The sequence below is a fragment of the Urbifossiella limnaea genome (assembly GCF_007747215.1).
Classification (GTDB): Bacteria; Planctomycetota; Planctomycetia; order Gemmatales; family Gemmataceae; genus Urbifossiella; species Urbifossiella limnaea.
Genome location: NZ_CP036273.1, coordinates 6,065,757 through 6,091,940 on the forward strand (window position 1 = coordinate 6,065,757; position 26,184 = coordinate 6,091,940).

Below are 26,184 nucleotides of genomic sequence, written 5' to 3' on the forward strand. Positions count from 1 at the left end.
ACCGATGACCGACGAACCGGCCCTGCTCGCCGCCATCGCCGACCGCCCGGCCGACGATACCCCGCGGCTCGTATACGCCGACTGGCTCGACGACCACGGCGACTCGGACCGGGCCGAATTCATCCGCCTCAACGTCGAGATCGACCGGACGGCGGTTCTCGCCTGGCGGTACGGTGAACTCCGCACCCGCCTCCGGGCTCTGCGCCCGCGGATCGATGCCCCCTGGGCGAATCGGCTCGGCTACCAGCCGCGGCACCGCCCGCTGTTTGCCGCACTGCCCGAGTCCCGTGCCGACCGCTGGCGCCTGATCGAGGACTTCATCGAGGTCTGGCACCGACCGCTCGCCGACGCCGACGGTCACCCGGAAGCGGAGTTGCGTGCGGCCGAGGAGCGATTAGGGTTCAAACTCCCGGCGGCGCTGCGCGAGTGGCACGCCCTGTCGGGGCGGCGACACGACGTTTGGTCCCTTCAGGACCGTCTGAACTTCCCGAGCCGCACGGTCGTCACAGCGGGCGGCGAATTCCTCGTCGTCCGCACCGAGAACCAGAGCTGCGAGACGTGGGGCGTTCTGCTCGACGACATTCGCGCGGACGACCCGCCAGTCTGGGAGCTTGAGGCGGGCGTGATGGCGAGCCCGACGGTGAGCGCGTTCGCCTGCGTTGCTCTGCTCATGGAAGCGATTTGGTGCGGCACCGCATCCGCTTACGGTGAGGTGCCCGAAGACGTGATGTGGCGGTTGGAACACTCTGGGCTCAGCCGTGCCGATCTCCCCGAGCGCTACTGGGTCGGTAGTCCCGTCCGGTTCTACGAGGGAACCGACCTCATCGTCGGCACGCATGACGGGTCGTGGGTTTATGCCGCGGCCCGTAGCCAAAAGGCACTTCAACAGCTCGACCCCGAGATCCTCCGGTGGCTGGAAGTTCAACCGTAATCGCTCGGCGGCGTGCGACCGGTTGCCCTGCGGTACACTACCACCAGGAGGCCCGCCCCATGCCGCTGCGCGACCACTTCCACCCACCACTCGACGACCGCCGCTCGTGGGACGAACTCCACGGCATGTGGCCGGGAACGATCGTCCGGCTCCTCCGCCCGCGACTGCCCGAGGGTTACATCGTCGGGCCGAACGTGCATCTCGGGTCGCTGGTCGAAATCGACGTGGGGACGTTCGAGGACGACGAACTCCTTTTGGAAGCACCGGGCGCAGGAAACGGCGGCGTGGCGACGGCCGCGTGGGCGCCGCCCGCGCCGTCCGTCGCGGTCACCGTCGAGCCTCCGGGCGACACCTACGAGGTCCGCGTCTACGACCTCCGCCGCGCCCGCCAGCTCGTCGCCGCCGTCGAGATCGTCAGCCCGTCGAACAAGGACCGCCCGGCTACCCGGGACAAGATCGTGAGCAAGTGCGCGGCGATGATGGGGGCCGGCGTTTCGGTCAGCATCGTGGACGTGGTCACGGACCGAAACGCGAACCTGTACGCCGAGTTGATGGCGCGCCTCGGCGCCGACCCGGCGCTCGGTGCCAACCCGCCGGGGATTTACGCGGCGACCTGCCGCCTCCACCTGTCGCCGTCGGGCCAGCAGCGCACCCGGCTCCGCACGTGGTATCACCCGCTCGCGGTCGGGAAGCCGCTGCCGACGCTGCCGCTGTGGCTGTCCGAGCGGCTCGTCCTGCCGCTCGACCTGGAAGCCAGCTACGAGACGGCGTGCGCCGACCTCGGCATCGCGTGACCGCCCGGTTCGCGCGTGCGGTCCGTCCCGCGGTCGGGTATAACGGCGGCGTTGCCCATCGCAGAGGAGCCCGCCTATGGGACTGTTCGACGACGCGTTCGGCGAGAGTAAGCCGGACAAACTCAACAAGGAGGTCGCCTTCCTCGGCATCCTCATGCTCGCCGACTACAGCGACGGCACCGTCAGCGACGACGAAATGCAGGGGTTCGTCACCGCCGTGTCGCGGATGAAGATGTACCGCGACCTGACGGGCGACCAGGTCAACCGCCTCATCGACCGCGGCAACAAGGTCATCCGCCAGAAGGGGCCGGAGGAGGCGCTCAAGCTGTTCGCCCAGGCGCTCCCGGAACCGCTCCACCGGGCGGTGTTCGCCAACGCCGTCAACCAGGTGCTGGCCGACGGCGTCGTCGAGGACGAGGAGAAGGAGTTCATCCAGAACCTCCGCCGCGCCCTCGGCCTCAGCGGCGACGACGCCAACATGATCGCCAAGGTCATCATGTGGAAGAACCAAGGCTAGCGCTCCCATGTCCCGGTCCACGAAGCGGCTCCTCCTCGCCGGGCTGCTCCTCCTGGGGTTCCTCGCACTCTTGAACCCGGGCTACAGCTCGGCCTCCGTCGAGGGGCCGAACGGCGTCGTGCGGTCGGAGCGGTTCACGTTCGGGCCGAGCAGCCTGTTCGTGTACACCCGGGTCGTCGCCGACGACTCCACCGTCCAGATCGAGCACCGATGACACACTCGCTGATCGTCGCCGCGGCCGCGACACTGGCCGTCGCCGCGCAGCCGGCCGCGCCGCCGCGCTACGCCGTCGAGGCGAAGGACGCCCGCCGCGTTACCGCGGTGCTGACGTACCACGTCAGCTGCCCCGAACTGAAGGCGAAGGAGTGGTACGTCTTCGCTGCCGCTGCCCCGGAGCTGCCGGGGCAGGCGAACGTGAAGACCACGCTGTCCCCGGCCGGCACCACCGCGAAGGACCGCAGCCCGCTGGCCCGCGGGCTCGCCACGGCGCGCGTTCCCGCGAGCACCGCCGAGCTGAAGACGACGCTGCCGATCCGCGTCACCTACGAGGCGACGCTGCGGGCGCGCACGCTCGTCGAACTGCCGGCGGCGGCGGCGCCGCCGAAGGTGGAGCCGCTGTCGGCCGCGGAGCGGAAGCTGTACCTGGCCGAACACGGCGACATCAACTTCGCGCACGACACGTTCCAGAAGTGGCTCCGCGACGAGGGGCTGGTGCGGGCGAAGGAGGACGACATCGCCTTCGCCCGCGCCGCCTTCCTGCGCGTCCGCGACACGATGAAGTACGCCTACGCCGCCGACCTGGACCGGCGGGCGTCGGCGGTGTGCGCCGCGGGCACGTCCGACTGCGGCGGGCTGGCGGCGCTGTACGCGGCGGTGCTGCGGGCGAACGGCATCCCGGCGCGGACGCTGTACGGCCGGTGGGCCACGTCCGCGGCCCAGGACGCGAAGCTGAGCGGGGTGGCGTACTACCAGTGGCACGTGAAGGCGGAATTCTACGCGGCCGGCGTCGGCTGGGTGCCGGCCGACCCCGGCGCGGCGGTGGAGCACGACCGCACGCCGGACGGGCTCCGCTACTTCGGCACCGACGCCGGCGACTTCCTGACGCTGCACGTCGAGTCGGCGCTGGGCGTGGAGGCGGGGCCGTTCGGGGCGCAGACGATCGCCAACCTTCAGACGCCGGCGTGGTGGGTCAGCGGCGGCGGTCGGGCGGAGCCGCGGCGGGCGACCGAGGGGTGGACGGTCGAGACGGTGAGGTGACAGCCGGATGCCGGAGCCTCGAAGGGGCGGCGGCCAAACGCCCAGGGTGTCAACCCTGGGACACGTAGGCGGTGTCACGGGGGCGTGACCCCACGAACTCCATCACAGTCTGCCCGGGGCTGACGCCCTGGGCGTTTGGCTGCCGCCCCTTCGGGGCTCCGGACAGCAGCGCCGCCGCTTCCCCCCGCCCGCCGCGTCGGGTAGACTCAATCCGTCCCCCCCGCCAGGCTCTCCTCATGCCGCGCTACCCCCTTGCCGTCGCGCTCCTGCTCACCGCCACCGCCGCCCGCGCGGACGAGCCGGTCGAGTTCAACCGCGACGTGCGGCCGATCCTGTCCGACGCCTGCTTCAGCTGCCACGGGTTCGACGGCAAGGCCCGCAAGGCCCGCCTCCGCCTCGACACCCCGGAAGGCGCCTTCCTGGAGCGCGACGGCACGCGGCCGATCAAGGCCGGTGACCCGAAGGCGAGCGAGGTGTGGGCGCGAATCACGTCGGCCGACCCCGACGCGGTCATGCCGCCGCCGCACACGAACAAGAAGCTGACGGCCGCGCAAAAGGACACGCTGAAGCGGTGGATCGAGCAGGGGGCGAAGTACCAAAAACACTGGGCGTTCGAGCCGGTTCGACGCGCCACCGTCCCGCTGGGTGCGCACCCGGTCGATGCGTTCCTGGCCGCGCGCATGGCGAAGGCCGGGCTAACGCCCGCCGCCGAAGCCGACCGCCCCACGCTGATCCGCCGCGTGTCGTTCGCCCTCACCGGCCTGCCGCCGTCGGTCGCGGAAGTCGATGCGTTCCTCGCCGACGCGGCACCGGGAGCCTACGAGCGGATGGTGGACCGCTACCTGGCGTCGCCGCGGTACGGCGAGGAGATGGCCCGCCACTGGCTCGACGTGGCCCGCTACGCCGACACGCACGGCCTCCACCTCGACAACGAGCGGGCACTGTGGGGCTACCGCGACTGGGTCGTCCGCGCGTTCAACCAGAACCTGCCGTTCGACCGGTTCACCGTCTGGCAGCTGGCCGGCGACCTGCTGCCGAGCCCGACGCCCGACCAGCTCGCGGCCACCGGGTTCAACCGCTGCAACGTCACGACCGGCGAGGGCGGGTCGATCGACGCCGAGTGGGTCTACCGCAACGCCGTGGACCGCACCAGCACCGCGGCGCAGGCGTGGCTCGGCCTCACCGCCGGGTGCGCCGTGTGCCACGACCACAAGTTCGACCCGCTGTCGATGCGCGAGTTCTACGGGCTGTACGCCTTCTTCCTCAGCGCCGCCGACCCGGCGCTGGACGGCAACGTCAGCCTCGTGGGCCCGTTCGAACGACTGCCGACGGCCGAGCAAACCCGCACGCTGGAAGTCGCGAAGACGGCCGAAGCCGAGGCGCGGGCGAAGCTCGACGCGGCCGCGGCGAAGGCCGAGTACAAGGAGCCCGCCGAGGGGAAGAAGGCGGTCCGTGACGTGCTGTTCGACGACGCCCTGCCGCAGTGGGCGACGGCGAGCAACACCACCCGCAACGCGACCGAGTGGGCGACCGACCCCGCATTCGGCACGAAGAGCGGCCGGCGCGTGCTGCGGCAGGCGAACTCGTTCTTCCACCAGGACGCGATCACGTTCCGCGTGCGGCCGCCGGTCGTGCCGAAGGACGGCACCTTCGAGGCGTGGGTGTACCTCGACCCCAAACAACCCCCGACGGCGATCACGGTTCAGTTCGGCGGCGGCAAGCGCGTGGCGTGGGGGGCCGACGCCGGCGACAACACCGGATACGGCGGCGCGAAGCTCGGCAAGACGCGCGGCCCGCTGCCCAAGGCCGGCGCGTGGGCGAAGCTGACCGTGCCCGCGGCCGAGCTCGGCCTGACGGCCGGCAACGGCATCAGCACGCTGACGCTCCAGGAGTACGGCGGGGTCGCGTACTGGGACGACGTGGCGCTGGCCGGCGAGGTGAACCCGGCCACCGACCAGCTCGAATCGCAGGCCGCGTGGCTGAAGGGCTTCGGCGCGAAGAACCCGCCCGAGGTGCCGGCCGACGCGGCGAAGCGGACGGCGTTCTACCTGGCGAACGTGGCCCGGCCGTCCGGCGAGCTGGTGGCATTGCGTGCGACGTGGGAGCGAGCCCGCGCCGACCGCGAGGCCGCCGACGCGGCCATCCCGGCGACGCTCGTCTTCCGCGACCTGGGGATGCCGCGCGAGGCGTTCGTGATGCAGCGCGGCCAGTACGACAAGCCCGGCGACAAGGTGACGCCCGGCGTGCCCGCGGTGCTGCCGCCGCTGAAGGCCGCCGGCCCGCGGCCGACTCGGCTCGACCTCGCCAACTGGCTCGTGGCGAAGGACCACCCCACGACGGCGCGGGTGCAGGTGAACCGCCTGTGGCAGCAACTGTTCGGCGTCGGGCTCGTGAAGACGAGCGGCGACTTCGGCTCCCAGGGCGAGCCGCCGAGCCACCCCGAACTGCTCGACTGGCTCGCCGCCGAGTTCGCCGTGACGTGGGACGTGAAGCAGCTGATGCGCCTGATGGTGACGAGCGCGGCGTTCAAGCGCGACGCGGCGCAGGGCGCCGCCGAGCGCGCGAAGGACCCCGAGAACCGCCTGCTGAGCCGCGGCCCGCGCTTCCGCCTCGACGCCGAGCAACTGCGCGACAACGCCCTGGCCGTGAGCGGCCTCCTGAACCTGGACGTGGGCGGCCGGGCGGTGCGGACGTACCAGCCGCCGAACATCTGGGAGCCGATCGGGTACGGCGACAGCAACACCCGCTACTACCTCCAGGACCACGGCGGCGCCCTGTACCGCCGCAGCCTGTACGTGTTCATCAAGCGGACGGCGCCGGCCCCGTTCCTGTCGAACTTCGACGCCCCGAACCGCGAGCAGCTGTGCGCCGTCCGCGACCGCACGAACACGCCGCTGCAGGCGCTCCAGCTGATGAACGACGTGCAGCACGTCGAGGCGGCGCGGGCGCTGGCGGAGCGCGTCCTCGCCGACGGCGGCGCGACGACCGAGGCGCGGCTGACGTACCTGTACCGCACGGTGCTGTCGCGCCGCCCGGACGCGGACGAGCTGAAGCTCGTGTCGGCGGCGCTGGACCGGCAGCGGGCGCTGTTCGCCGCCGACCCCGCCGCCGCCGGCCGGCTGGTGCGCGCCGGCGAGAGTGTGCCGCGCCGTGCCGCGGGCGATGTCGAAATCGCGGCGTGGACGATGGTGGCGAACCTGCTGCTGAACCTGGACGAGACGGTGATGCGGAACTGAGATCAGGACGAAGAAAATGAACAGGATAACAGGATGAACAGGATGACCGAGCAGTGCTCCACGACGCGCTGACCGGAAAGGTCATCGGGGTCGCGTACACCGTCTTCAACGAACTCGGGAGCGGGTTCCTGGAGTCCGTGTACGAGAAGGCCATGAAGTACGAACTTCTCGCCGCGGGGCACGAAGTGATGACCCAACATCCGATCACAGTACTGTACCGCGGGCAGGTCGTCGGAGAGTTCTTCGCCGACCTGTTCATCGACGGCCGGGTGATCGTCGAGTTGAAGGCCGTCCGCTCGCTCCAGCCCGTCCACGAGGCCCAACTCGTGAACTACCTCAAGGCAACCGGCGTCGATGTCGGCATCCTCCTGAACTTTGCTGACACGAAGGTCGAAGTCCGACGCAAGCTCCGTGTACTACCCGAGGCGGAACCCCCGGGTTTCTAATCCTGTTCATCCTGTTATCCTGTCCATTTTCTTCCTGCCACACGGCGACCGCCATGCTCCTCGACCCCACCCGCCGCCAGTTCTTCGGCTCGACCGGCCTCCGCCTGGGGTCTACCGCGATGGCGTTGATGGCCGGCCGCGCCGCCGCGCAGCCCGCGGTGCGCGTCCACCCGCCGCTGCCGGGGCTGCCGCACCACGCCCCCACGGCGAAGGCCGTCATCTACTTGCACATGAACGGCGCCCCGAGCCAGCTCGACCTCCTCGACCACAAGCCGAAACTGATCGACCACTTCGACAAGGACTTGCCGGCGTCCGTCCGCATGGGCCAGCGCATCACCACCATGACCAGCGGCCAGGCCCGGCTGCCGGTCGCCCCGAGCATGTTCAAGTTCGGCCAGCACGGCCGCGCCGGGACGTGGTTCAGCGAACTGCTGCCGCACACCGCCCGCCACGCCGACGACATCGCCGTCGTGAAGAGCGTCCACACCAACGCCATCAACCACGACCCGGCGTGTACGTTCGTGATGACCGGCAGCGAGGTGCCGGGCAAGCCGAGCCTCGGCAGCTGGCTCAGCTACGGCCTCGGCAGCGTCAGCAACGACCTGCCGGCGTTCGTCGTGCTGACGCCGTGGTGGACGAGCCGCGGCGCGGCCCAGGCGCTGTTCGCCCGCATGTGGTCGAACGGCTTCCTCCCCGGCAAGTACGCCGGCGTCGCGCTCCGCAGCGTCGGCGACCCGGTCCTGTACGTGCAGAACCCCGACGGCCTCGGCCGCGACGGCCGCCGCGCCATGCTCGACACCCTCGGCCAGCTCAACCAGCGCACCTTCGACCGCTACCACGACCCGGACACGCTCACGCGGATCGCCCAGTACGAGATGGCGTTCCGCATGCAGAGCAGCGTGCCCGATCTGACGGACCTGTCGAAGGAGACGCAGGAGACGCTCGACCTGTACGGCCCCGAGGTGAAGAAGCCCGGCAGCTTCGCCGCGAGCGCGCTGCTGGCCCGCCGCATGATCGAGCGCGGGGTGCGCGTGGTGCAGATTCTCCACCGCGGGTGGGACCAGCACGGCAACCTGCCGTCCGAGATTCGCAGCCAGTGCTTCGACACCGACCAGCCGACCGGGGCGCTCTTAACGGACCTGAAGCGGCGCGGCCTGCTGGACAGCACGCTGGTGGTGTGGGGCGGCGAGTTCGGGCGGACGGTGTACTGCCAGGGCGGGCTGTCGAAGACGAACTACGGCCGCGACCACCACCCGCGCAACTTCGCCATGTGGCTGGCCGGCGGCGGCGTGAAGGGCGGGCAGACCTACGGCGAGACGGACGACTTCAGCTACAGCGTGGCCGAGAACCCGGTCCACCTGAACGACCTGAACGCGACGGTGCTGCACTGCCTCGGCATCGACCACGGCCGGTTCACGTTCAAGTTCCAGGGGCTCGACCAGCGGCTCACCGGCGTCGAGGAGCAGCACGTCGTCCGGCCGCTGCTGAAGTAATGTTGCCGCTTGCGGCTTCGCGTTGCCCAGCGCGAAGCCGCAAGCGGCAACTCAACTTATTCCCCGCACGCGGCCAGCGCCAGTACCGCGAACGCCGAACCGGCGTTCGTGATGTAGTGCGCCCGGTCGGTGTTCAGGCTCCGCGTGTACCATCGGCCGCTCTCGCGCTGGTTGGCCCGCAGCCACGCCGCCCCGCGAGCCACCGCCGGGTCGGCCGCAGGCACACCCGCCTGCCGCAGCACGTACACCGCCAGCCCGGTCGCGTACCCGTCGCTGGCCGTCGCCTCGTTCGGCGACTTCGCCTCGTCGCGCCGCCGGTACTGCCCAAGTGCCGGCAGCGACCACCCGCCGTCCGCCCGCTGCGCCGCCCGCAGCTGCGCTACCACGCCCGCCTGCTGCCCCTTGTTCATGAGCCCGTCCACCTTCGTGCTCGCCCACAGCAGCATCGCCGCGTGGTGCAGGTCCGGCGCCGCGTTCTTCTCCAGGTAGCCGCGTAGCTTCGTCAACCCGGCCGTCGCGGCGTCGGTCTTGGCGTACCCGTCCGGCGCCAGCCCGACGGCCAGCGCCGCGAGCGTGACGCCGTAGTAGTCGTCGTGTTCCATCGGCGGCCAGTCGCACTTCAGCCAGTTCCACCCGCCGTCGGCCCGCTGGTCCTTCCACATCCGCGCGAGCGCGTCGCGGGTGGGTTGGGTCAGCTTGCCGGCGTGGGAGTCGGTCGCGGCCAGGCCGAGGGCGGTGCCGACGACGTAGGCCGGCCCGCGCGGCTTCGCACCCGCCGCCCACGCGGTCGCGTCGGCTTCGAAGAACTTGCGGACCTCTTTCCACCCGGCGTCGCCGGCGAGCTTCGGGCGGGCCATGAGGTACGGCAAGTTCGTGTGGCACGTCACGCACTTTCGCTCGCGCGTCCAGCCCACGCCGACGCCGTCGAGGTACGCGGCGGCCTTCGCCGGCGAGTACGCCTTCGCCACCGGCTCGTCGGCCTTCGTGGGCTCGGGCGGGGGAAAGTCGGCCGGCGCGGCGACGGCCGCGGCGAGGAGGGCGGCGGGGATCACGGGAGAGCCTCCGGTGCGGAAGGAACGTGCGGGCGACTCCAGACGAGCCACCCGAGCCAGGCGGTTGTGGAGACGAGCGTAACCGATCGGGCGGCGAGAAGGAACAGGGTGGCGGGAATCGGCCCGGCCCAGGTGGCGGGCACGGTGGGGAGGTCGTCCCCGTACGTCCACCGGTAGAAGCACGGGAAGATGAGCGTGGTGAGCCCGCCGGCGAGGAGCACGAGCGCGGCCCACCACCGCTCGGCGCGCGACCGCAGCGGCAGCAGCGGCACGAGCGGCATGACCCAGTGGAGGTACTGCGGCGACCCGACCTTGTTCGCGGTGATGAACGCGAACCACACCAACAATGACGCGGCGACGACGTGCGGGACGAGGGCGGCGGTGGTGGGCCGCGTGTGAGACGCGCGCCAGAAGCCGCGCGCCATCAGTACAACGGTTAGCGGCACCGACAGCACCATGAGCCACTTCGCCAGCTCCGCCCCGCGGGCGGCGAGGGCGCCGGTCACGTTGAAGCTGCCGTACCCGGCGCCCACGTGGGCGCCGGGGTCGAGCAGGAACACCGGCCACGCGATCGGCGCTTCCAGCTGGAGGCCGCGGGCCGAGTGGTACGTCAGGTACTGGAACCCGCGTTCGCCGCCGCCGAACAGGTACGTCAGAGCCGGCCACGCCGCCAGCATCGCGCCGGCGATCAGCGCTTCGAGCACGACGCTTCGCCAGAACCGCCCCGGCCGCGCCGCCGCGGCCGCGAACACCCACGCCGGCAGCAGCAGCACCGGCACCAGCTTGTAGGCCGCGCCGAGCACCAGCACCGCGTACCCGAGTCGCGGCCGGCACGCGGTCAGCGCCCACACCGCCAGCAGCGCCACGAACGCAACCACCGGGTCCTGCCGGTCGAACAGGATCGCCCCGACCGACGCCGTCAGCAGCACGTACAGCGCCAGCCGGCCCACGCGCGCGGCGGTCGAGTCGTCCGGGTACACGCGCCGCGCGACAAGCCACACCAGCGCCAGCGACGCGGCATCAACGCCGAACAGGACGAGGCCGAGCGCCACCTCGTAGCGGTCGCCGGCCTCGCGTGCGGCGGCCGACTCCTCGGTGTACGGGGGGAGCGTCTTGTAGTACCGGGTCTGGACGAGGAGCGGCGCCCAGCCCGGCAGGCGGTCGGCGAGCCAGCCGGGGGCGACGCCGAACAGAACCGCGAGGTGCGGGTACTCGACGGTGCGGGTGCGGTACAGCTCGGCGACGCCGGTGGTGCGGGCGGCGTCGGCGTAGTCGCGGTAGAGGCGGTACTCGCCGGCCGTGGTGACCGCCCACAGCCCGGCGCGGACGAGGAGGAAGCCGACGACGAGGGCGGCGTACAGGGCGGCGGGCCGGGTCATGCGGCCAGTGTACGGCTACCGCGGCGGCGCGGGCGGCCCGGCCGGGCTGCTCGACAGCGACGAATAGTACTGCCGCAGCAGGCCCGCGTACCGCGGCATGAACTCCTCCCGATAGTGCTGCGTGAGTTGCACCCGCACCCGCTCCGGGAGGTGGCCCCACACTTCCTTCGCAACCACGTCCGCGATCGGCAGCTGCGGCTGCACCGGCGGCGGCGGTTGGTCGTTCTTCTTGTCGGCGGCCGCCTGCGCGACGCCGGCCGGGTCCTTCGGCGTTCCCGCCTTCGCCGTCTGCGTGGGGGTCATCGGCTGCTTGTCGGCGCCCTTCCCGCCCTGCGCCATGCCGCCGGGTTCCTTGCCGTCCTTCGGCGCGCCGGCGCGCGGCCGCCGGCCGCTCGCCTGGCCTTCCTTCTGCCCCATTCCGCCCGTCGGCTCCGTGCCGCCCGTCGGTTGCTTGCCGCCGGCGTTGCCCTTGCCGTCGCCCTTCTGTTCCTTCTGACCGCCGCCCTTCCCCATGTCCGACTTCGCGTCCGACTTGTCGTTCCCCTTGTCGCTCTTGCCGTCGTTCTTGTCCTGCTTGTTCATGTCGCTCGAACCGCCGCCGTCTTTGGGCGGCGAGTCGGGCGGGTTCAGCAGCGCGTCGATGTCCTTGAGGATGCCGGCCTGGGTGGCGCGGGTGCCGTCGCCGGCGTCGGCCGCGGCGAGCTTGTCGCTGGCCTGCTTGGCGCCGGCGATAATGCGCTCCACGACGGCGGCGGGGTCTTCGGCGGGGGCCGGGTCGCGGGAGCCGTCGGGCCGGACCTCGCGCGGCGGCGGGGCGACCGGCAGCGGGTCGGCCGCGACCGCGGGGACGCCCAGCGCGGCGAACACGAACAGCGCGGCGGGGCGGGTCACGGCATCTCCTCCGGGGTGCGGCGGAACTCGGCGGCGAGTCCCGCGAACAGCTCCGCCAGCCGCCGCTGCGCGGCCTCGATCTCGGCCAACTCTTCGCGGGCGTCGTCCGACAGCGCCGCCGGGTCGGGGTTGGCCTTGGCGAACGCGGCCGTCCGCTCGTTCAGCTCGTTCTGCAGCGCCCGCAGCGCCCGCAACTGCGCCAGCGGCGGAATCGCGTCCGCGTTCCCCGCCGGCATCGGCATCGGCATCGGCATACCCGTCGGCGGCGTGCCCGTCGGCATCGGCGCGCGGCCGGCCTTCGGCTGATCCTCTTTCAGCGCCTCCAGCACCTGTTCGAGCCGCCGCACGGCGACGCCCATCGGGCGCGCCACGCGGTCGTGGTTGGCCTTCTCCAGGGCCGGGTCGAACGCCGCGTCGGGGTCGGCGTCGAGCGCGTCCTGGCGGCGGGCCTTCGCCTTGTCGCCGGCCTTGTCCATCGCGTCGGCGGCGTCGTTGACGATGCGGGCGAACACGGCCAGCTGCGCGAACTCGCGGTCGGCCAGCCCGCGAACCTCGCCCGCCAGCGCCCGCTCGCGGTCCTCCAGCTCGGACAGGCTCGCCAGCAGCGGCCGGGTCCACGCCTTCCCCTTCAGCACCGCCTCTTGCACCCGGCCGGCCTCCGTTATCGCCGCCTTCTGACGGTCGAGCAGTGCCGTCACCTGCGCCGCGAGGCGGCGGCGCGTCTCGTCGGCCAGCCGCTCCTCGGCGCGGGCCGTCTGCCCGTCGAGGCGGTCGCGGGCGTCGTCGAGCTTGGCCGTGGCGTCGCGCTGGGCCGCGGTCGGGTCGGCGCCGTTCTCCAGGGAATCGCGGGCGGCCTCCATCTTCTCCAGCGCGGCGCGGGCGTCCTTCGCCGCGTCGTCGGCCCGGTCGCGGGTCAGCCGCTGCACCAGGTCGCGCGTCTGCTCGGCGAGCTTCTGCTGCTCCGGGGCGAGGCGGCGCAGTTCGTCGCCGCGCTTGGTCGCGTCGGGGACGCGGGCGGCCTCGGCGGCGCGCTTCTGCAAGTCGTCCTGCGCCGCGGCGGTGGCGTCGGCCTGGTCGGCGTCGGCGCGCTGCCGGCGCGACAGTTCGGGCACGTTCTCCGGCTGCTGTTCGGCGAGCCCGTTGGCGAAGCGGTCGAGCCGCGCGGCCGCGGAGCGGTCCTTCGCACCAGCTTCGCCCTGACGGTTCTCGCGGGCCGCGACCGCGGCCTGGCGCAGCTCGTCGGGCACCGCCTGCCCGCCGGCGGCTGCCACGGCCGCGCGAATCGCCGCGGCCTCTGCGGCAGCGCGGGTCGACGCTGCGGTCGCGTCGGCGGCGTCGAGCCGCGCCTGCTCGGCCTTCGCCGCCGCCGCCGACCGCGCCTCGCTCCCCTGCGGAAGCATCCCGGCCTTGGCGTCGAGCGCACTCGCGTCGGCCTCCTTCGACGCGGCGGCGGCCTTCGCGGCGGCGGCGGCCTGGTCCTTCTCGGCGGCGAGGTTGCGGGCCTTCCCCAGCAGTGCCCCGGCCTGGTCGGCGAGGCGGTCGAGCCGGGCGGCGGCGCGGTCGAGTTCGGCCCGCTGCTCCGGCGTCAGCGCGTCGGCGGCCTTCCCCGGGGGAACGCGGTCCGGCAGCCGGTCGGCGGTGTCGGCCTCGCGGAGAACGGTGTCGCGCAGCTGCCGGGCGTCGCCGCGCAGCTCGGCGGCGCCGCCCCACTGGTTCAGCAGGTCGATCAGGTCCGTCAGCGTGTCCTCGACGCCGCGCTGGTGCCGCGCGGCGCGGGCCAGCGGCTGAGTCGGCGGCTGCCGCAGCGCCTCGGCGATCTGGTCGCGTGCCCCCGCCAGGTGCCGATCGACGGCGGCCGCGTCCTGCCCCTCGGCGGGGCGCAGCAAGCCGGCCGCGGCCGCGAGCCGGTCGGTCGCCGGCGACTTCGGCAGGCCGTTGGAGCGGGCCAAATCGTCGAGCAGTTCCACCTTCTGCCGCAGGCCGGCGACGCCGTTCCTCACGTGATCCTGGGCGTTGCCGGCGGCGAGGAGCTTCTCGCGGTCGGCCGGCCCGAGCGAGCCGTCGGCCTGCGGGCGGACGGCGGCGCGGTCGGTCGCCTCGCGCTGCTCCTCGCGCACCCGTTGGGCCGCACGCCGTAGCTCGGCGAGCCGGCGGTGGATGAACCCGTCCACAGCCTCGGGCGAACCGACGCGGATGACGACCCACCCACCCGTCGGCTCGACCTCGGCCTCCTCCGGGTCCGTCGCCGCGGCCACCTCGGTGCGGCTGCGGCCGGGTTCCTTTAGCACCGTCACCGTGTCCCAGTCGTCGGCCGCGGCGCGGAGGTAGAGCACGTCGCCGGCGCGAACGGGAGTGCCGTCGTCGCGGAGGAAGCGGCTCAGGTTCAGCACGAACGCGGCGTCGTACTCCGGCGGCTGGGGCGGCAGGTTCGCCAGCGCCGCCCCGACCGCCGCGGGCAGGGCGCGGCTCGTCGGCTCGTAGTCGGCCAGCGGGACGGTGCGGATCCGGCCCGCGGCGCCGACGCGGTATTCGAGGAACGTTCGCCGCAGGCCGTACACGCGGTCGGTGGCGAGCACGTCCACGCGGAGGTTGGCGGTCGGCACGAGCCGCGTGGGGTCGCGGCCGGGGGCGGGCCGCAGCAGGCTGACATTCGGCGCCGGGTCGGGCGTCAGGCGGATCTCCAGCAGGCGCACGCCAGTGAGGCCGGTCGGGTCTGTCAGCCGCAGGGCGTACATCCCGGAGAACGCCGGCGTGAACTCGGCCCACATCACGCGGCCGTCGCCGGAGAGCGCGAGTGGCACGTCGTCGCCGAGGGCGTCGGCGAGCAAGGCGCTGCCGGCGGCGCCGAGCGAATCGAGGCGGCCCAGGTGCGCGAGCGGCGCGGCGCGCTCGACGGCGGACCGGTCGCCCTGGAACGCCAGCACGGCGCGGCCGAGTGGCACGTCGGCGGCGGCGCGGAGGCGGACCGTCGTCCCCGCCGGCACCTCGACCACGGCGGCGCCGTCGGGCAACTCGGTCAGGCGCTGGCCGGTGTATTCGGGCGGCGTGACGTGCAACTGCGGCGACGGTCGGCCGTCGAGCGGCACGAGCCGCGGCGGCGGCACCACCGCGACGTGGAGCCAGCCGGTGTCGCCGTCGCCGGCGGTGACGCGGAAGTCGAAGTCGTGGTTCAGCCGCGCCGGCTCGACGCGGGCGCTGACCACGGCCAGCGGGCCGACCGGGCTCACGCCTTGCGGGATCGAGCCGGGCGTGCGCGGGTCGGCGGCGGTGAGCGGGTACGCTTCGTCGAACTCCTCGCCGGAGTGGAGTCGGAACGCGACGTGGGCGCGGTCCGGCAGCACGCCGCGGACGACGAACTGGAACTCGAACGGGTCGGGCTTCGGCAGCCGGGAGGGGAACTCGGACGGGGTCACGAGTTCGATCCGCGTGCGCGCCGGCCACGGGTGCGGGCCGAACGGGTCGGCGAAGCGGACGGCGGCGGTGGCGGCGCGGTCCGTGTCCACGAGCGCCGCGGGGACGGCCGCGAGCAGCGCCGCGGCGCAGAAGGCGAGTGCCTTCATCGCCCGCGAGCGTGGGACGATGGCGCCGAGGTCGTGATTGCCGCTGACGCGCTCGGCCCGGCGGACGGCGGCGTGGCGGAGGCGGCGCGACACGCCGCGGTCGTCGGCGTCTTCGAGGAAGGCGACGGCCGACGCGAGGGCGTCGTTCAGCTTCGGGTGGCGGGCTTCGAGCGCGAGCGCCACGGACAGCGCGTCGGTGCGGAGGCGGAGGGCGGCGCGGAGGCGGCGGACGAGGATTCCGCCCGCGGCGAGCGTGGCCACGAGCGCGAACCCGCGGGCGAGCGGCGGCAGGTGCCAGCGGGCGTCGGCGGCGCCGACCACCGCCAGCGCCGCGGCGACGGTGCCGACCAGCGCCAGCGCCGCGGCCCCGGCGGCGGCCCGGCGGCGGGCGCGGCCGAGCGCCGCGAGGCGGTCGGGCAGCCGCACCGGGCCGCGGCTGGGGTGCGTCGGCGGCTGGAGGATCAAGGCCATTCCGGGTCAAGGATGAAGGATGAAGGATGAAGGATGAACCGGAGCAGCCGGTTCGGCCTTCATCCTTCATCCTTCATCCTTCATCCTTTCTCGAAGCTACTTCCGCGCCCACGCCGTGCGCGGGATGTCGATCGCCACGCGGCCGACGCCGCCGGCGCGGGTCGCGTCCAGGGTCAGCGTCAGTGGGCCGTCCGCGGTCGTGTCGGGGCGGCTGAACACGAGCGACTCCAGCGCCGGCGGCCCGCCGGGCGGCAGCGGTTGTGCGAACTCGGTGAACCACTCGCGGCCGGCGTCCGCGGGGTAGATGGCGTGCCCGAGCACGCCGCCGGCCGCGTACTTCAGCGTGCACTCGCCGGTCGCCACCGGCTGCCACCGGCGGTACGTCAGGTTCGCCTTCCCCGTGTTCTCCACCTCCACCCACACCACGAAGTACGACTCCGGCGACAGGAAGTTCCGCTTCCGCGCCACCAGCGGCACCTTCGACTCGGCCACGCCTACCACCCGGATGCGCACGTCGCCGGCCTTCTCCCACTTCGACTCCCAGCTCTTCGGCGGCGGCGGGAACGGCGACGGCGGCCGCTCCACCACCGTCGGCGGCTTCGGCGCCGGCTCGGGCGGCTTCGGTGCGGGTTCCGGCGTCTTCGGCGCGGGCTCCGGAACGGGCGTTGGTTCCGGCGTCTTCGGCGCCGGCTCCGGCGGCGTCGGATCCGGCATCTTCGGCTCGGGCTCGACCGGCACCGGGACCGTCTTCGGCTTCACGCTCGATTTCGACGGCTCGGGTTCCGGCTCTGGTGTCTTGGGCGTTACTTTCGGTTCGGGTGCGGGGGCCGGCGGGTTCGCCTTCGCGGCGGCAACTTCCGTCGGCTTGGGGGCGGGGTCGCGGAGGAGGTAGATCGCCAACCCCCCGGCCGTGACGACGCCGACGCCGAGAATGCCGACGACGGCGAGGACGAGCGGCAGCACCGACGGCGCGGCTGGCTCGGCGCCGGGAGGCCGGGGCCGGCGGTCGGGGTGCGGGGTCGGCGCCGACCGCCGGGCGGGCGGTGGCGGCGCGGCGTCGTCCAGCGACAGCACGGCGGCGACGTTCGGGCCGCGGCAGCCGGGGCACTGCGTGGCGCGCTCGGTACCCCGCGGGAGCCACTGGTAGCTACAGTCCCGGCAGTAGTACCGCGGGCGATCGGCCATCACTCCTCCCCCTTCGGGTGGCGAAGTGTTATTGTCCCCGACCGCGGGCCGCGGTCAAGGCCGGCGGGCCGCCGTGACGCCGGTGTTACACGGCGGCCACTACCGCCCCAGGTGCCGGGCCAGGAACGCGAACGTGCCGCGGCTGAACACCCGGTGCCCGCCCACCTGGTACTCGATCTCCGTCCGCGTCGGAAGCTTGAGCCGGTTGGCGTACAGGTAGCGGACCTTCGCGTACTCGTAGCTCACCATCTCGTCGGTGCCGACGCCGTCGTCGTGGCCACGCTCCACCATGAACGGCCGCGGCGCGATCAGGTACGCCATCTCGGCGTAGTTGAACGTGTTCCCCAAATCAAACTCGTACATCTCGTACTCGCCCGTCCACATGTAGCTGCGGTCCAGGTCCACCGACACGTTCTTGCCGACCCACTCGTTGAAGTCGCCGGAGCAGATCGACAGGCAGTAGCGCATCTCGACCGCCGGCACCCGCATCGCCGTCTTGCCGCCGTAGCTCAGGCCGTAGAACGCGATGCGGGTGTGGTCCACGTACGGCAGCGTGACGAGCCAGTCGATGGTGCGCTGGTGCTGGCGGATGATGAAGCTGAACAGCGACAGCTTCAGCGGGTTAGCCTTCCGCTGGAGCTGGCGGAACGTGTTCTGGCCGATGTACGGGTTCTGCGGCGCGTACACGATGTAACCCTGCTCCACGAGCCGCCGCGAAAAGTGGTCGTAGACGGGGCTCTTCTCCACGTCGATGGTGTGCCGCGGCGTGCCTTCGAGGCCGTGCTGGCACACCACGACGGGCCGCTTCTCGCCGGCCTTCAGGTCCTTCGGCAGAAGCAGGATGCCGAGCGCGAACACGTCGTCGTACACGTCGAGCACGACCTCGTGGCCGGTGAACTTCTCCTCGTCGTACACCTGCCGCGTCCGCGGGTTCAGCGGCATCGTCGGCTCCGGCAGCTTGCCGATGACCTCGCTGTGGAAGTACTCGCGGAGCTGGTCGCTCGACTTCTGCCACGTCTCGGGGGTGGTGGCGTCGGCCTTGGCCCAGACGCCGCGGCGCACGGCCTCGCTGTCGCGCCACAGCTTCTGCGTGAACACCACCAGTTGGTCGAACTGCCGCTTGTGCCGCTTCGCCACCTCGATCGGCGGCAACGGGCTCGCCTTCGTGTACTGCGGCACGTTGTCGGTGTGGACGCCGAGCACCATCGACAGCACGTGCGCGTCGCCTTCGAGGAGGTTGCCGTTGTTCAGCGCCCGCGCCCGCCGCATCTCAGCCAGGTACGGTTCCACGTCGGGCGGGGCGAGCTTGCCGGGGGCCGCGCCGCCGCGGCCGGCGGCGGGCGGCAGTGGTCCTGGCCACGACGGCCACGCCAGGAACGGGTGGAGCGCCTTCCCGTCACCCACCGGGTCGGTCTGCGGCTCGACCGGCAGGAAGCGACCCGCCATCATCAGGTTCAACTCGGCGGTGCCGAACTCGGTCAGCTGGCCCCAGACGTTGCGGTCGAGCGGGCGGTCCCACGTCGTCTCGGCCGGCACGATGTCGCCGAGCGGGGCGACGAACTTGATGCGCGGGTCGAGCGCGCCGGCGAAGCGGGCCAGGTACGCGCCTTCGCCGTGGCCGTACAGCGCGACGCGCTTCCCGGCGTCGCCGGGGGTGTTCGCCGTGAGCCAGTCCACGCCGGCGAGAATCTTCTGCACCTCGTAGCCGGGCATGGTGCGGCCCATCTCGTAGGCCATGCGGTGGACGAACTCGCGGTGCGGCTGGTTCGTCTGCCGGTTCAGCTTCGGGTTCCCCGAGTGGTTGTCGTTGCGGTCGATCAGCACCGGCACCAGCACGCGGAACTGGTGGGCGATGCTGGGGGCGATCTGCACCGTCACCGGCACGCCGGGAACGAGGCCGCACACCTGTTCCGGCGTCCAGCCGGCGTGCGGCACCACGACCGCGACGCCCTTCGCCTTCCCCTTCGGCTCCAGCAGCAGCCCCTCGGCGTCCACCCCGGGCAGCGCCGCCCAGCGGACGTTGAACACGCGGAAGGCGTCCGATTCGGCGACGAGCGCGGAGGCGGTCGGGCTGCTGACGAACTCGAGCCGCGGTTCGAGGCGCTGGTCGACGACGCCGAGGTACTTGCGCAGCCGCTCGCGGTTCGGCTCGACGGACTTCTCGAAGTCGTCCTGGCTGTCGAAGTTCGGCTTCCAGCGGGCGGCGCGCTGCTTCGCCGAGTCGGCGGTGGCGCGGTCGAGGTACTTGTGGAGGCCGGCGACCATCTTCTTGGCCAGGTCGTCGGTGTCGGTGAGCGGCTTCGTGTTGGGCAGTTCGGCCGCGGGCGCGGCGGAGGCAGCACCGAGGAGCAAGAGGGTGGGGAGGAGGTGTTTCATGGGTGGGGTGCGAAAGGGGAAAGGTGGTTGGCTTGGCGCCGTAGGCCGCCCGGGGTTTCCACCCCGGGCTAAACACGGCCGCCTCTCCGGGGCTCAAAACCCTGGCTCGGGGCTTCAGCCCCGGCGGGGCGTTCGTCCATAGCCCGGGGTGGAAACCCCGGGCGACGTCCGCGGTGTCACGGGTGCGTCAGAACAATTCCGTCACCGGCCGCGCCGGGTACACCGCTACGGGCGCCCCGTCCGGCCCCGGCATGGTCGCGCTGCCCGGCACGCCGAGGGCGTGGAACACCGTCGCCACCAGTTCCGGCGGCGTGACGGGGCGGTCGGCGGGTTCGCTGCCGGTGGCGTCGGAGCGGCCGACCACGCGACCACCCTTCACCCCGCCGCCGGCGACGAGCGCCGTCCAGCAGCCGGCCCAGTGGTCGCGCCCGCCGTTGGCGTTGAGCCGCGGAGTGCGGCCGAACTCGCCGACGGCGACAACCAGCGTCGTGTCGAGGAGGCCGCGGTCGTCCAGGTCGGTCAGCAGCGCGGAGAACGCGGCGTCGAACGACGGGGCGACGGTGGCGCGGTAGTCGTCGAGGGTGGTGTTCAGCGAGCCGCGGTCGGCGTGGCAGTCCCAGGAAGGGGCGTCGAACACAGTCGGGAACTGGTTGATCGTGACGAACCGGGCGCCATTGAAGACCACGTAGGCTGCGAAATGGCACGCATCACGGAACGTGGACGCCCTGCCGTCCTCGCACAAGGGCACGTCGAGGAATCCACGGTCCTGCCCGTGGCCGACGCGGATGCCGGTGTCGATGTCGTGTCCGGGCATTCTCCACCAAGCGAGGCCGTTGTCGCGCCGTCCGCTCAAGTGTGCCACCACCGCTCCCGTGTTCGGCCACGCGGGGCCGTCGCGGAACAGGCGGCCGGTGTTGTTCAGCTGCAAGCCCGCCTCGTGGATCGGCGGCGCGTCGTGGTGCATCGAGCGGATCAGGCTGAACTTGTCCGCCAGCCCCGCGAGCTTCGGGAACAGCTCGCTCAGGTACACGCCGGGAACGCGCGTCGGGATCGGGGCGAACGGGCCGCGCACCTCCGCGGCGGCGTGCGGCTTCGGGTCGAACGTGTCGAGGTGGCTCGGGCCGCCGACGAGGTTGATGAAGATGCACGCCTTCGCGCTGCCGGCGGGGGTGAGCGGCGCGGCGAGCCCCGGGTGTAAGCCCGTGGTTCCCACGACGGCCGCGCCGGCGGCGGCGGTGCGGAGGAAGTCGCGGCGGGTGGGGTCGGTCGGCATGGGGTGGCCCCGGCGGGTGGGAACGGCCCCATCCTACCCGCCCGCCGGCCGGATGCAACCACACAGCGGTCAGTCGCCGTGCGCCCGCCGCAGACGTGGGGACAGGCGCAGAATCCACTGCACCCGCTCGAACTCGTCCAGCCAGTCCTGCACCACCTGCGCCGCCACCGGGTCCGACTTCGACACCAGCCCCGTGGCGCAGCTCTCGCCGGCGAGCTGGGCCGCAAGTGCGCGGTAGCGGGCCAGCGTGCGCTCGCCGTAGCGGGCCACCTCGAAGCCGTCTTCGGAGAAGAACACCGCCACCGGCACGCGGTTGCCGCCGTTCACCTGCAGCGCCTGCTGCACGTCGGCGTGCTCGTCGCGGTCCAGGTAGCGGACCTTCAGTACCGGCGCCGCCTCGGCGAACCGGTCGAACGCCGGGCACTGGGCGACGCAGTCGCCGCACCAGGCCCCGGCCAGCACCAGCACGTTCGTCTCGCGCGTGAACCGGCCGAGCAGTTGCTTTTGGGCGTCGGTCAGCGTGATGGCCGCGTGCGCCGCGGCCCAGCGCGCCCTGTCGGAGGCGCTGCCGTAGGCGTCCAGAAACGCGGGAAGCGGCAGGGCGTCGGCGAACGACTCGAACAGGTTCATGGCGGGTTTCCGGGGCGAAGTCACTTCTTGTCCTTGTCCTTCTTCGGCTCAGCCTTCTTCGGCTCGGCCTTCTTCGGCTCCACGATGTCCGCCACGACCGGCGGCGGCGTCACCGCGTAGTCCTTGCCGCCCACCTTCGTCGTCGCCCGGATCACCAGGGGCGCCGGGCCGAGCGGAACGTCCGCGGCCGTCGTCACCGCCAGGTCGCCCTTCGTGGCCCCCTTCGCCAGCGAGCCCTTCGGCGCGATCGTCACCTTCGCCGGGGCGAACAGCGGGGCCAGGGCGATGTCGCCGTCGGCCTCCTTCTCGCGCTTCGCCTCGACCAGCAGCTTGCCCCCCTTCCCCTTCTCCAGGCTCGCCGGGTCGAGCTTCAACGCCACCGCGAACGGCGCCTTCTCCACCACCGCCACCGCACAGCCGTCCAGGAACTCGTGCGGCGGGTTCGACATGCCGCCGAACGTCGTCTTCACCAGGTCGGTCAGCTGACCGTACCGCACCACGTCGCCGGCGGTCGCCTTCACGCGGAAGGCCAGCGGCCCCGGCTTCGCCCCGGCCTTCACCAGCAGCGGCACGAACGCCTGCGTGGCGCCCGCCGGCAGCGTCACCTTGCCGCTCAGGTCGGGGCCGCCGTCGATGCTCAGTTCCACCGGCCCGGCGTATCCGTTCAGGCGCGCCACGTTCGTCACCGCGACCGCCGTGCCGCCGCCGGCGGGGGCTTCGTAGCGGTCCAGCGCCAGCGTCACCGCCACGTCCGGCCCGGCCGGCACCACGGAGAGGTGGTACACCTCGTTCGGGCCGAACAAGTAGTTCAGGTGCTCGCAGGCGACGACGTAGTCGCCGTCGGCCGGCGGCGTGAACTCGAACCGCGTCGGCACCGCGGCCGGGTTGCTCTTGGCGAGCTCGGCCCCCTTCGCGTCGAGCACCCGCACCAGCACCTCGGTCGGGGCATTCACCTCGTACGTGAGCGCGGCGATCACCAGCTTCTGCCCCTTCTTCCCGGCGATCTTGAAGTGGTCCGTGTCGCCCTTGCTGCCGAACTTCGCCGACACGCCGCCCGGCACCGGCAGCGGGTTGGCCTTCGCCGGCTCGTTGTTCGGCTCCGCCTCCACGCCCTCCGGATTGCGGCTGACCATCACCGGCACCGGCCAGCCGCTCGGGCCGCCGGCGCGCTTCGGCGCCGCGTTCACGCCCGCGGCGGTCATCGGCACCTTCAGCGTCACGGGCGGCAGGTCCTCGGTGCCGGGGCCGGCGAAGCCGACCTTCGCGTCCTTGCCGCGCTCCACGGCCAGCGGGAACGCCGTCGTGGCGCCGGGGAAGTCGCCGATGCGGAGGCGGTAGAAGAAGTCGGCGCCGCCGCGGTACGTCGTGTCGCGGACCTCGACGAGCACCTCGCCGGCGGCCGGGAACGTGTGCGTCAGCCGGGCGTCGGCCTGGAGGCCGGGCGTGTCGTCGGCGTACTTGTCGATCAGCTCGCGCTTCGTGGCCCCGTCGTGCAGCACGACGATGGGGTCGAGAGGCGAGCCGATGCGGCGGGCCAGCACCTCGAACGTCAGCCGCTGGCCGGCGCTCACCTTCAGCTTGAAGAAGTCGGAAACCTCCGCGTCGGTGCGGCCGAGCACGACGCACGGGGCGGTCACCGGCTGGGCCGTGTCCTTACTGCGGTTCGCGTCGGTCTCGGCGACCGCCGGCAGGTCGTCCACCACGAACGGCCGCAGGTTGGAGACGCCGTGCTTCGTGGCCGCCCGCAGGCCGTACAGCCCGACCGCGGCGTCGGCCGGCAGCGTCACCTTCACCTTCACCTTGCCGGCGTCGGCCTTCGCGTCGGGAACGACCTCGGCCTTCGCGCCGGGGCAGGAAATGCTGACGCCGGTGGCGTCGGCAAGGTTGCCGCCGGGGAGGGTGAGTTCGGCCGTGTCGCCGGGCTTGGCGCCGAGGTTGGCGGCGCTCGTCAGGCTCGGCGCCTGCGGGGCGGGCGGCACGACGAGCGGTTTCGGCTGGCCGGTCGCGGTGGGGTTGCCCCCGAAGACGACGAGGAGCCCGAACCCGGTGGCGAAGGCGGCGAACGCCCAAACGGGGCGGCGGGACATGGCGGACCTCGGGAGAAGCGTGAACCGGCGGGATGCGGCGATGATACCGCGGCACCGGCCCGGAGGCGAGGGGTAGCGTACTCCGGTTCCTCGGGGTAGCATCGGGGGTGCCCCCGTCCCCCGGGCCTGCCATGCTCCGCCTCCTGCCGCTGCTCGCGCTCGTGTCCGCCGAGCCGCCCGCGCTGCCGCCGGCCAGCGCCGCGAAGGTCGATTTCGACCGCGACGTGCGGCCGATCCTGGCGGCGCACTGCGTCGGCTGTCACGGCCCCGACAAGCAGAAGGGCGGCTTCCGCCTCGACGACCGCAAGAGCCTGTTGGATGGCGGCAACGGCGGCGCCGCGGTCGTGGTCGGCAAGAGCGCCGAGAGCCGGCTGATTCACGCCGTCGCGGGGGTGGGTGCGGACGCGAAGATGCCGCCGGGGAAGAACGCGCCGCTGACCGCGGCGCAGGTCGGCGTCCTGCGGGCGTGGATCGACGGCGGCGCGCCGTGGGCCGGCGGCGCGGTGGCGGCGCAGGCGTCCGGCCCCCCGCGCCCGACGCACTGGGCGTTCGTCCGCCCGACCCGGCCGGCCGTGCCGGGGATCGCGCCGAACCCGATCGACGCCTTCATTCTCGCGCGGCTGCGGCGGGACGGGCTGACGCCGAACCCCGAAGCCGACCGCGCCACGTTGCTGCGCCGCGTCACGTTTGACCTCACCGGCCTGCCGCCGACGCCCGACGAGCTCGCCGCCTTCCTCGCAGACGCCACGCCGGAAGCGTACCTGACCGTCGTGAACCGCCTCCTGGCGTCACCGCACTTCGGCGAGCGCTGGGGCCGGCACTGGCTCGACCTCGCCCGCTACGCCGACAGTGACGGCTACGAGAAGGACACCGGCCGGCCCTTCGCGTGGCGTTACCGCGACTACGTCATCCGGGCGTTCAACGCCGACCTGCCCTACGACCGCTTCACCGTGGAGCAGCTGGCCGGCGACCTGCTGCCGGCCCCGACGCAGGAGCAGCGGATCGCCACCGGCTTCCACCGGAACACGCTGACGAACAAGGAGGGCGGGGCCGACCCGGAGGAGTTCCGCGTCGCCGCGTGCGTGGACCGCGTGAACACGACCGCGACCGTGTGGCTCGGCCTCACCGTCGGCTGCGCCCAGTGCCACGACCACAAGTACGACGCGATCAGCCAGCGCGAGTTCTACCAGCTGCTGGCGTTCTTCAACTCGGACCGCGAGGCCGACATCCCCGCCCCGCTCCCCGGCGAGGAGGAGACGCTGAAGCCTCGCCGCGCGGCGTTCGACGCCGAAGCTGCGAAGCTGACGGCGGCCGTGGCCGAGGGCAAGGCGAAGAACCTCCCCGCGGCCGAGCTGGCGAAGCGGCAGAAGGCGGCGGCCGACCACGCCAAGAAGGCGCCGGCCCCGACGCCGGCGATGACGCTCGCCCTCGGCCCGCCGCGGCCGACGCACGTGATGATCCGCGGCGACTTCTTGCGGAAGGGCGTGCGCGTCGAGCCGGGGCACTTGTCGGCGGTCGGCGGCGGCGCGGGCGCGACGCGGCTCGACCTGGCGCGGTGGCTCGTGGCCGCGGAGAACCCGCTGACGGCCCGCGTGGCGGTGAACTGGGTGTGGGGCAAGCTGTTCGGCCGCGGGTTGGTCGGCACTCCCGAGGACTTCGGCGTTCAAGGCGAGCGGCCGACGCACCCCGAATTGCTCGACTGGCTGGCGTGCGAATTCGTGGCGCCCGCGAAGGGCGAGGCGTGGTCCCTCAAGGCGCTGATTCGCACGGTCGTGCTGAGCGCCGCCTACAAGCGCTCCGCGGCGGTGACGCCGGAGCTGGCCGCCCGCGACCCGCTGAACCGCCTCCTGGCGCGGCAGTCGCGGCTGCGCCTCGAGGCGGAGCTCGTGCGCGACAACGCCCTCGCCGTGAGCGGCCTGCTGACGCGAACGGTCGGCGGGCCGTCGGTGCGGCCGCCGCAGCCGGCCGGCATCTCGGAGCTGACCTACGCCAACTCCGCCCGCTGGGTCGAGAGCACCGGCCCCGACCGCTACCGCCGCGGGCTGTACACGTGGTACCAGCGCACGAGCCCGTACCCGCAGCTGACGACGTTCGACGCCGCCGACGGGGCCGTCTGCACCGTGAAGCGCGAGCGCTCGAACACGCCGCTGCAGGCGCTGACGGTGCTCAACGACCCGGTGTTCGTGGAGGCGGCGCAGGCGTTCGGGAAGCGCATCCTGACGGAGACGCCGGGCCGGAGCGACGCCGAGCGGGTGACGCACGCGGTGCGGCTGGCGCTGGGCCGCGCGCCGACCGACGCCGAACGCACGCGGCTGCTGCGGCTGCTGGCCGAGGCGCGGCCGGCGGCCGCGGCGCGGGTGGTGGGCGCGTACCAACCCGCGGGCGTGCCGCCGGTCGACGCGGCCGCCTGGGTGCTGGTGGCGCGGGCGCTGCTGAACCTCGACGAGTTCGTCACCCGGGGCTGACCGCGTCAGCCGGGCCCGGCCGCCGGCCGAAAAAATTATCGGCCCGCGCCGGATTTCATGTCCGGTATTTCTCCCCAATCTCGATTGACACGTCAGCCCCGGCGGGCGCGGCTCCGCAGGCCGACGACCGGGTCCCACCCA

At 72.7% G+C, this 26,184-nt stretch carries 18 protein-coding genes; 9 read left to right on the top strand and 9 right to left on the bottom strand.

The window, feature by feature from the left end:
* Positions 1–4: 4 nt before the first annotated feature.
* From ETAA1_RS24725 to ETAA1_RS24760, 8 genes are all read left to right on the top strand, one after another.
* Positions 5–931 carry a TIGR02996 domain-containing protein gene (locus ETAA1_RS24725; RefSeq protein ID WP_145243161.1) on the top strand — a complete coding sequence of 309 codons (927 nt, stop codon included), beginning with the start codon at positions 5–7 and terminating at the stop codon, positions 929–931.
* Positions 932–990: 59 nt separating this feature from the next.
* Positions 991–1,725 carry a DUF4058 family protein gene (locus ETAA1_RS24730; protein WP_145243162.1) on the top strand — a complete coding sequence of 245 codons (735 nt, stop codon included), beginning with the start codon at positions 991–993 and terminating at the stop codon, positions 1,723–1,725.
* A gap of 76 nt (positions 1,726–1,801) precedes the next feature.
* Entirely contained in the window at positions 1,802–2,242 is a 441-nt protein-coding gene (locus ETAA1_RS24735; protein ID WP_145243163.1) for a tellurite resistance TerB family protein, read from the top strand.
* 7 nt (positions 2,243–2,249) lie between these two features.
* The gene (locus ETAA1_RS24740; protein ID WP_145243164.1) at positions 2,250–2,456 is read left to right on the top strand and encodes a hypothetical protein; all 207 of its coding nucleotides are present in this window, start codon (positions 2,250–2,252) and stop codon (positions 2,454–2,456) included.
* Positions 2,453–3,499 carry a transglutaminase-like domain-containing protein gene (locus ETAA1_RS24745; protein ID WP_145243165.1) on the top strand — a complete coding sequence of 349 codons (1,047 nt, stop codon included), beginning with the start codon at positions 2,453–2,455 and terminating at the stop codon, positions 3,497–3,499. Before ETAA1_RS24740 ends, ETAA1_RS24745 begins: the two co-directional genes overlap by 4 nt.
* Positions 3,500–3,735: 236 nt before the next feature.
* Entirely contained in the window at positions 3,736–6,735 is a 3,000-nt protein-coding gene (locus ETAA1_RS24750) for a PSD1 and planctomycete cytochrome C domain-containing protein (protein ID WP_145243166.1), read from the top strand.
* A 53-nt stretch (positions 6,736–6,788) separates the two neighbouring features.
* Positions 6,789–7,181, top strand: coding sequence for a GxxExxY protein (locus tag ETAA1_RS24755; RefSeq protein WP_145243167.1), 393 nt, complete (start codon positions 6,789–6,791; stop codon positions 7,179–7,181).
* A 53-nt stretch (positions 7,182–7,234) separates the two neighbouring features.
* Positions 7,235–8,674 carry a DUF1501 domain-containing protein gene (locus ETAA1_RS24760; protein WP_145243168.1) on the top strand — a complete coding sequence of 480 codons (1,440 nt, stop codon included), beginning with the start codon at positions 7,235–7,237 and terminating at the stop codon, positions 8,672–8,674.
* Between the two features lie 56 nt (positions 8,675–8,730).
* Here ETAA1_RS24760 and ETAA1_RS24765 read toward each other — a convergent pair whose 3' ends face one another.
* The 9 genes from ETAA1_RS24765 to ETAA1_RS24805 form a co-directional block, all read right to left on the bottom strand.
* Entirely contained in the window at positions 8,731–9,726 is a 996-nt protein-coding gene (locus tag ETAA1_RS24765; protein ID WP_145243169.1) for a prenyltransferase/squalene oxidase repeat-containing protein, read from the bottom strand.
* Positions 9,723–11,105 (bottom strand): hypothetical protein, encoded by a 1,383-nt coding sequence (locus tag ETAA1_RS24770; RefSeq protein WP_145243170.1) that lies wholly within the window; start codon positions 11,103–11,105, stop codon positions 9,723–9,725. The genes ETAA1_RS24765 and ETAA1_RS24770 overlap by 4 nt, the downstream gene beginning before the upstream one ends.
* 15 nt (positions 11,106–11,120) lie before the next feature.
* Positions 11,121–11,996 carry a hypothetical protein gene (locus tag ETAA1_RS24775; RefSeq protein WP_145243171.1) on the bottom strand — a complete coding sequence of 292 codons (876 nt, stop codon included), beginning with the start codon at positions 11,994–11,996 and terminating at the stop codon, positions 11,121–11,123.
* The gene (locus ETAA1_RS24780) at positions 11,993–16,027 is read right to left on the bottom strand and encodes a hypothetical protein (protein ID WP_145243172.1); all 4,035 of its coding nucleotides are present in this window, start codon (positions 16,025–16,027) and stop codon (positions 11,993–11,995) included. The genes ETAA1_RS24775 and ETAA1_RS24780 overlap by 4 nt, the downstream gene beginning before the upstream one ends.
* 96 nt (positions 16,028–16,123) lie before the next feature.
* The gene (locus tag ETAA1_RS24785; protein WP_145243173.1) at positions 16,124–17,212 is read right to left on the bottom strand and encodes a hypothetical protein; all 1,089 of its coding nucleotides are present in this window, start codon (positions 17,210–17,212) and stop codon (positions 16,124–16,126) included.
* 99 nt (positions 17,213–17,311) lie between these two features.
* Positions 17,312–19,588, bottom strand: coding sequence for an alpha/beta hydrolase family protein (locus tag ETAA1_RS24790; protein ID WP_145243174.1), 2,277 nt, complete (start codon positions 19,586–19,588; stop codon positions 17,312–17,314).
* Positions 19,589–19,775: 187 nt separating this feature from the next.
* Entirely contained in the window at positions 19,776–20,861 is a 1,086-nt protein-coding gene (locus ETAA1_RS33080) for a DUF1501 domain-containing protein (RefSeq protein ID WP_145243175.1), read from the bottom strand.
* A 69-nt stretch (positions 20,862–20,930) separates the two neighbouring features.
* A complete protein-coding gene (locus ETAA1_RS24800; RefSeq protein ID WP_145243176.1) occupies positions 20,931–21,491 on the bottom strand; it encodes a thioredoxin family protein in 561 nt (186 codons plus the stop codon).
* 20 nt (positions 21,492–21,511) lie between these two features.
* A complete protein-coding gene (locus ETAA1_RS24805; protein WP_145243177.1) occupies positions 21,512–23,578 on the bottom strand; it encodes a hypothetical protein in 2,067 nt (688 codons plus the stop codon).
* Between the two features lie 131 nt (positions 23,579–23,709).
* On the opposite strand from ETAA1_RS24805, the gene ETAA1_RS24810 reads away from it, so the two are divergent.
* Positions 23,710–26,043, top strand: a complete 2,334-nt coding sequence (locus ETAA1_RS24810) for a PSD1 and planctomycete cytochrome C domain-containing protein (RefSeq protein WP_145243178.1) — start codon at positions 23,710–23,712, stop codon at positions 26,041–26,043.
* Positions 26,044–26,184: the final 141 nt, after the last annotated feature.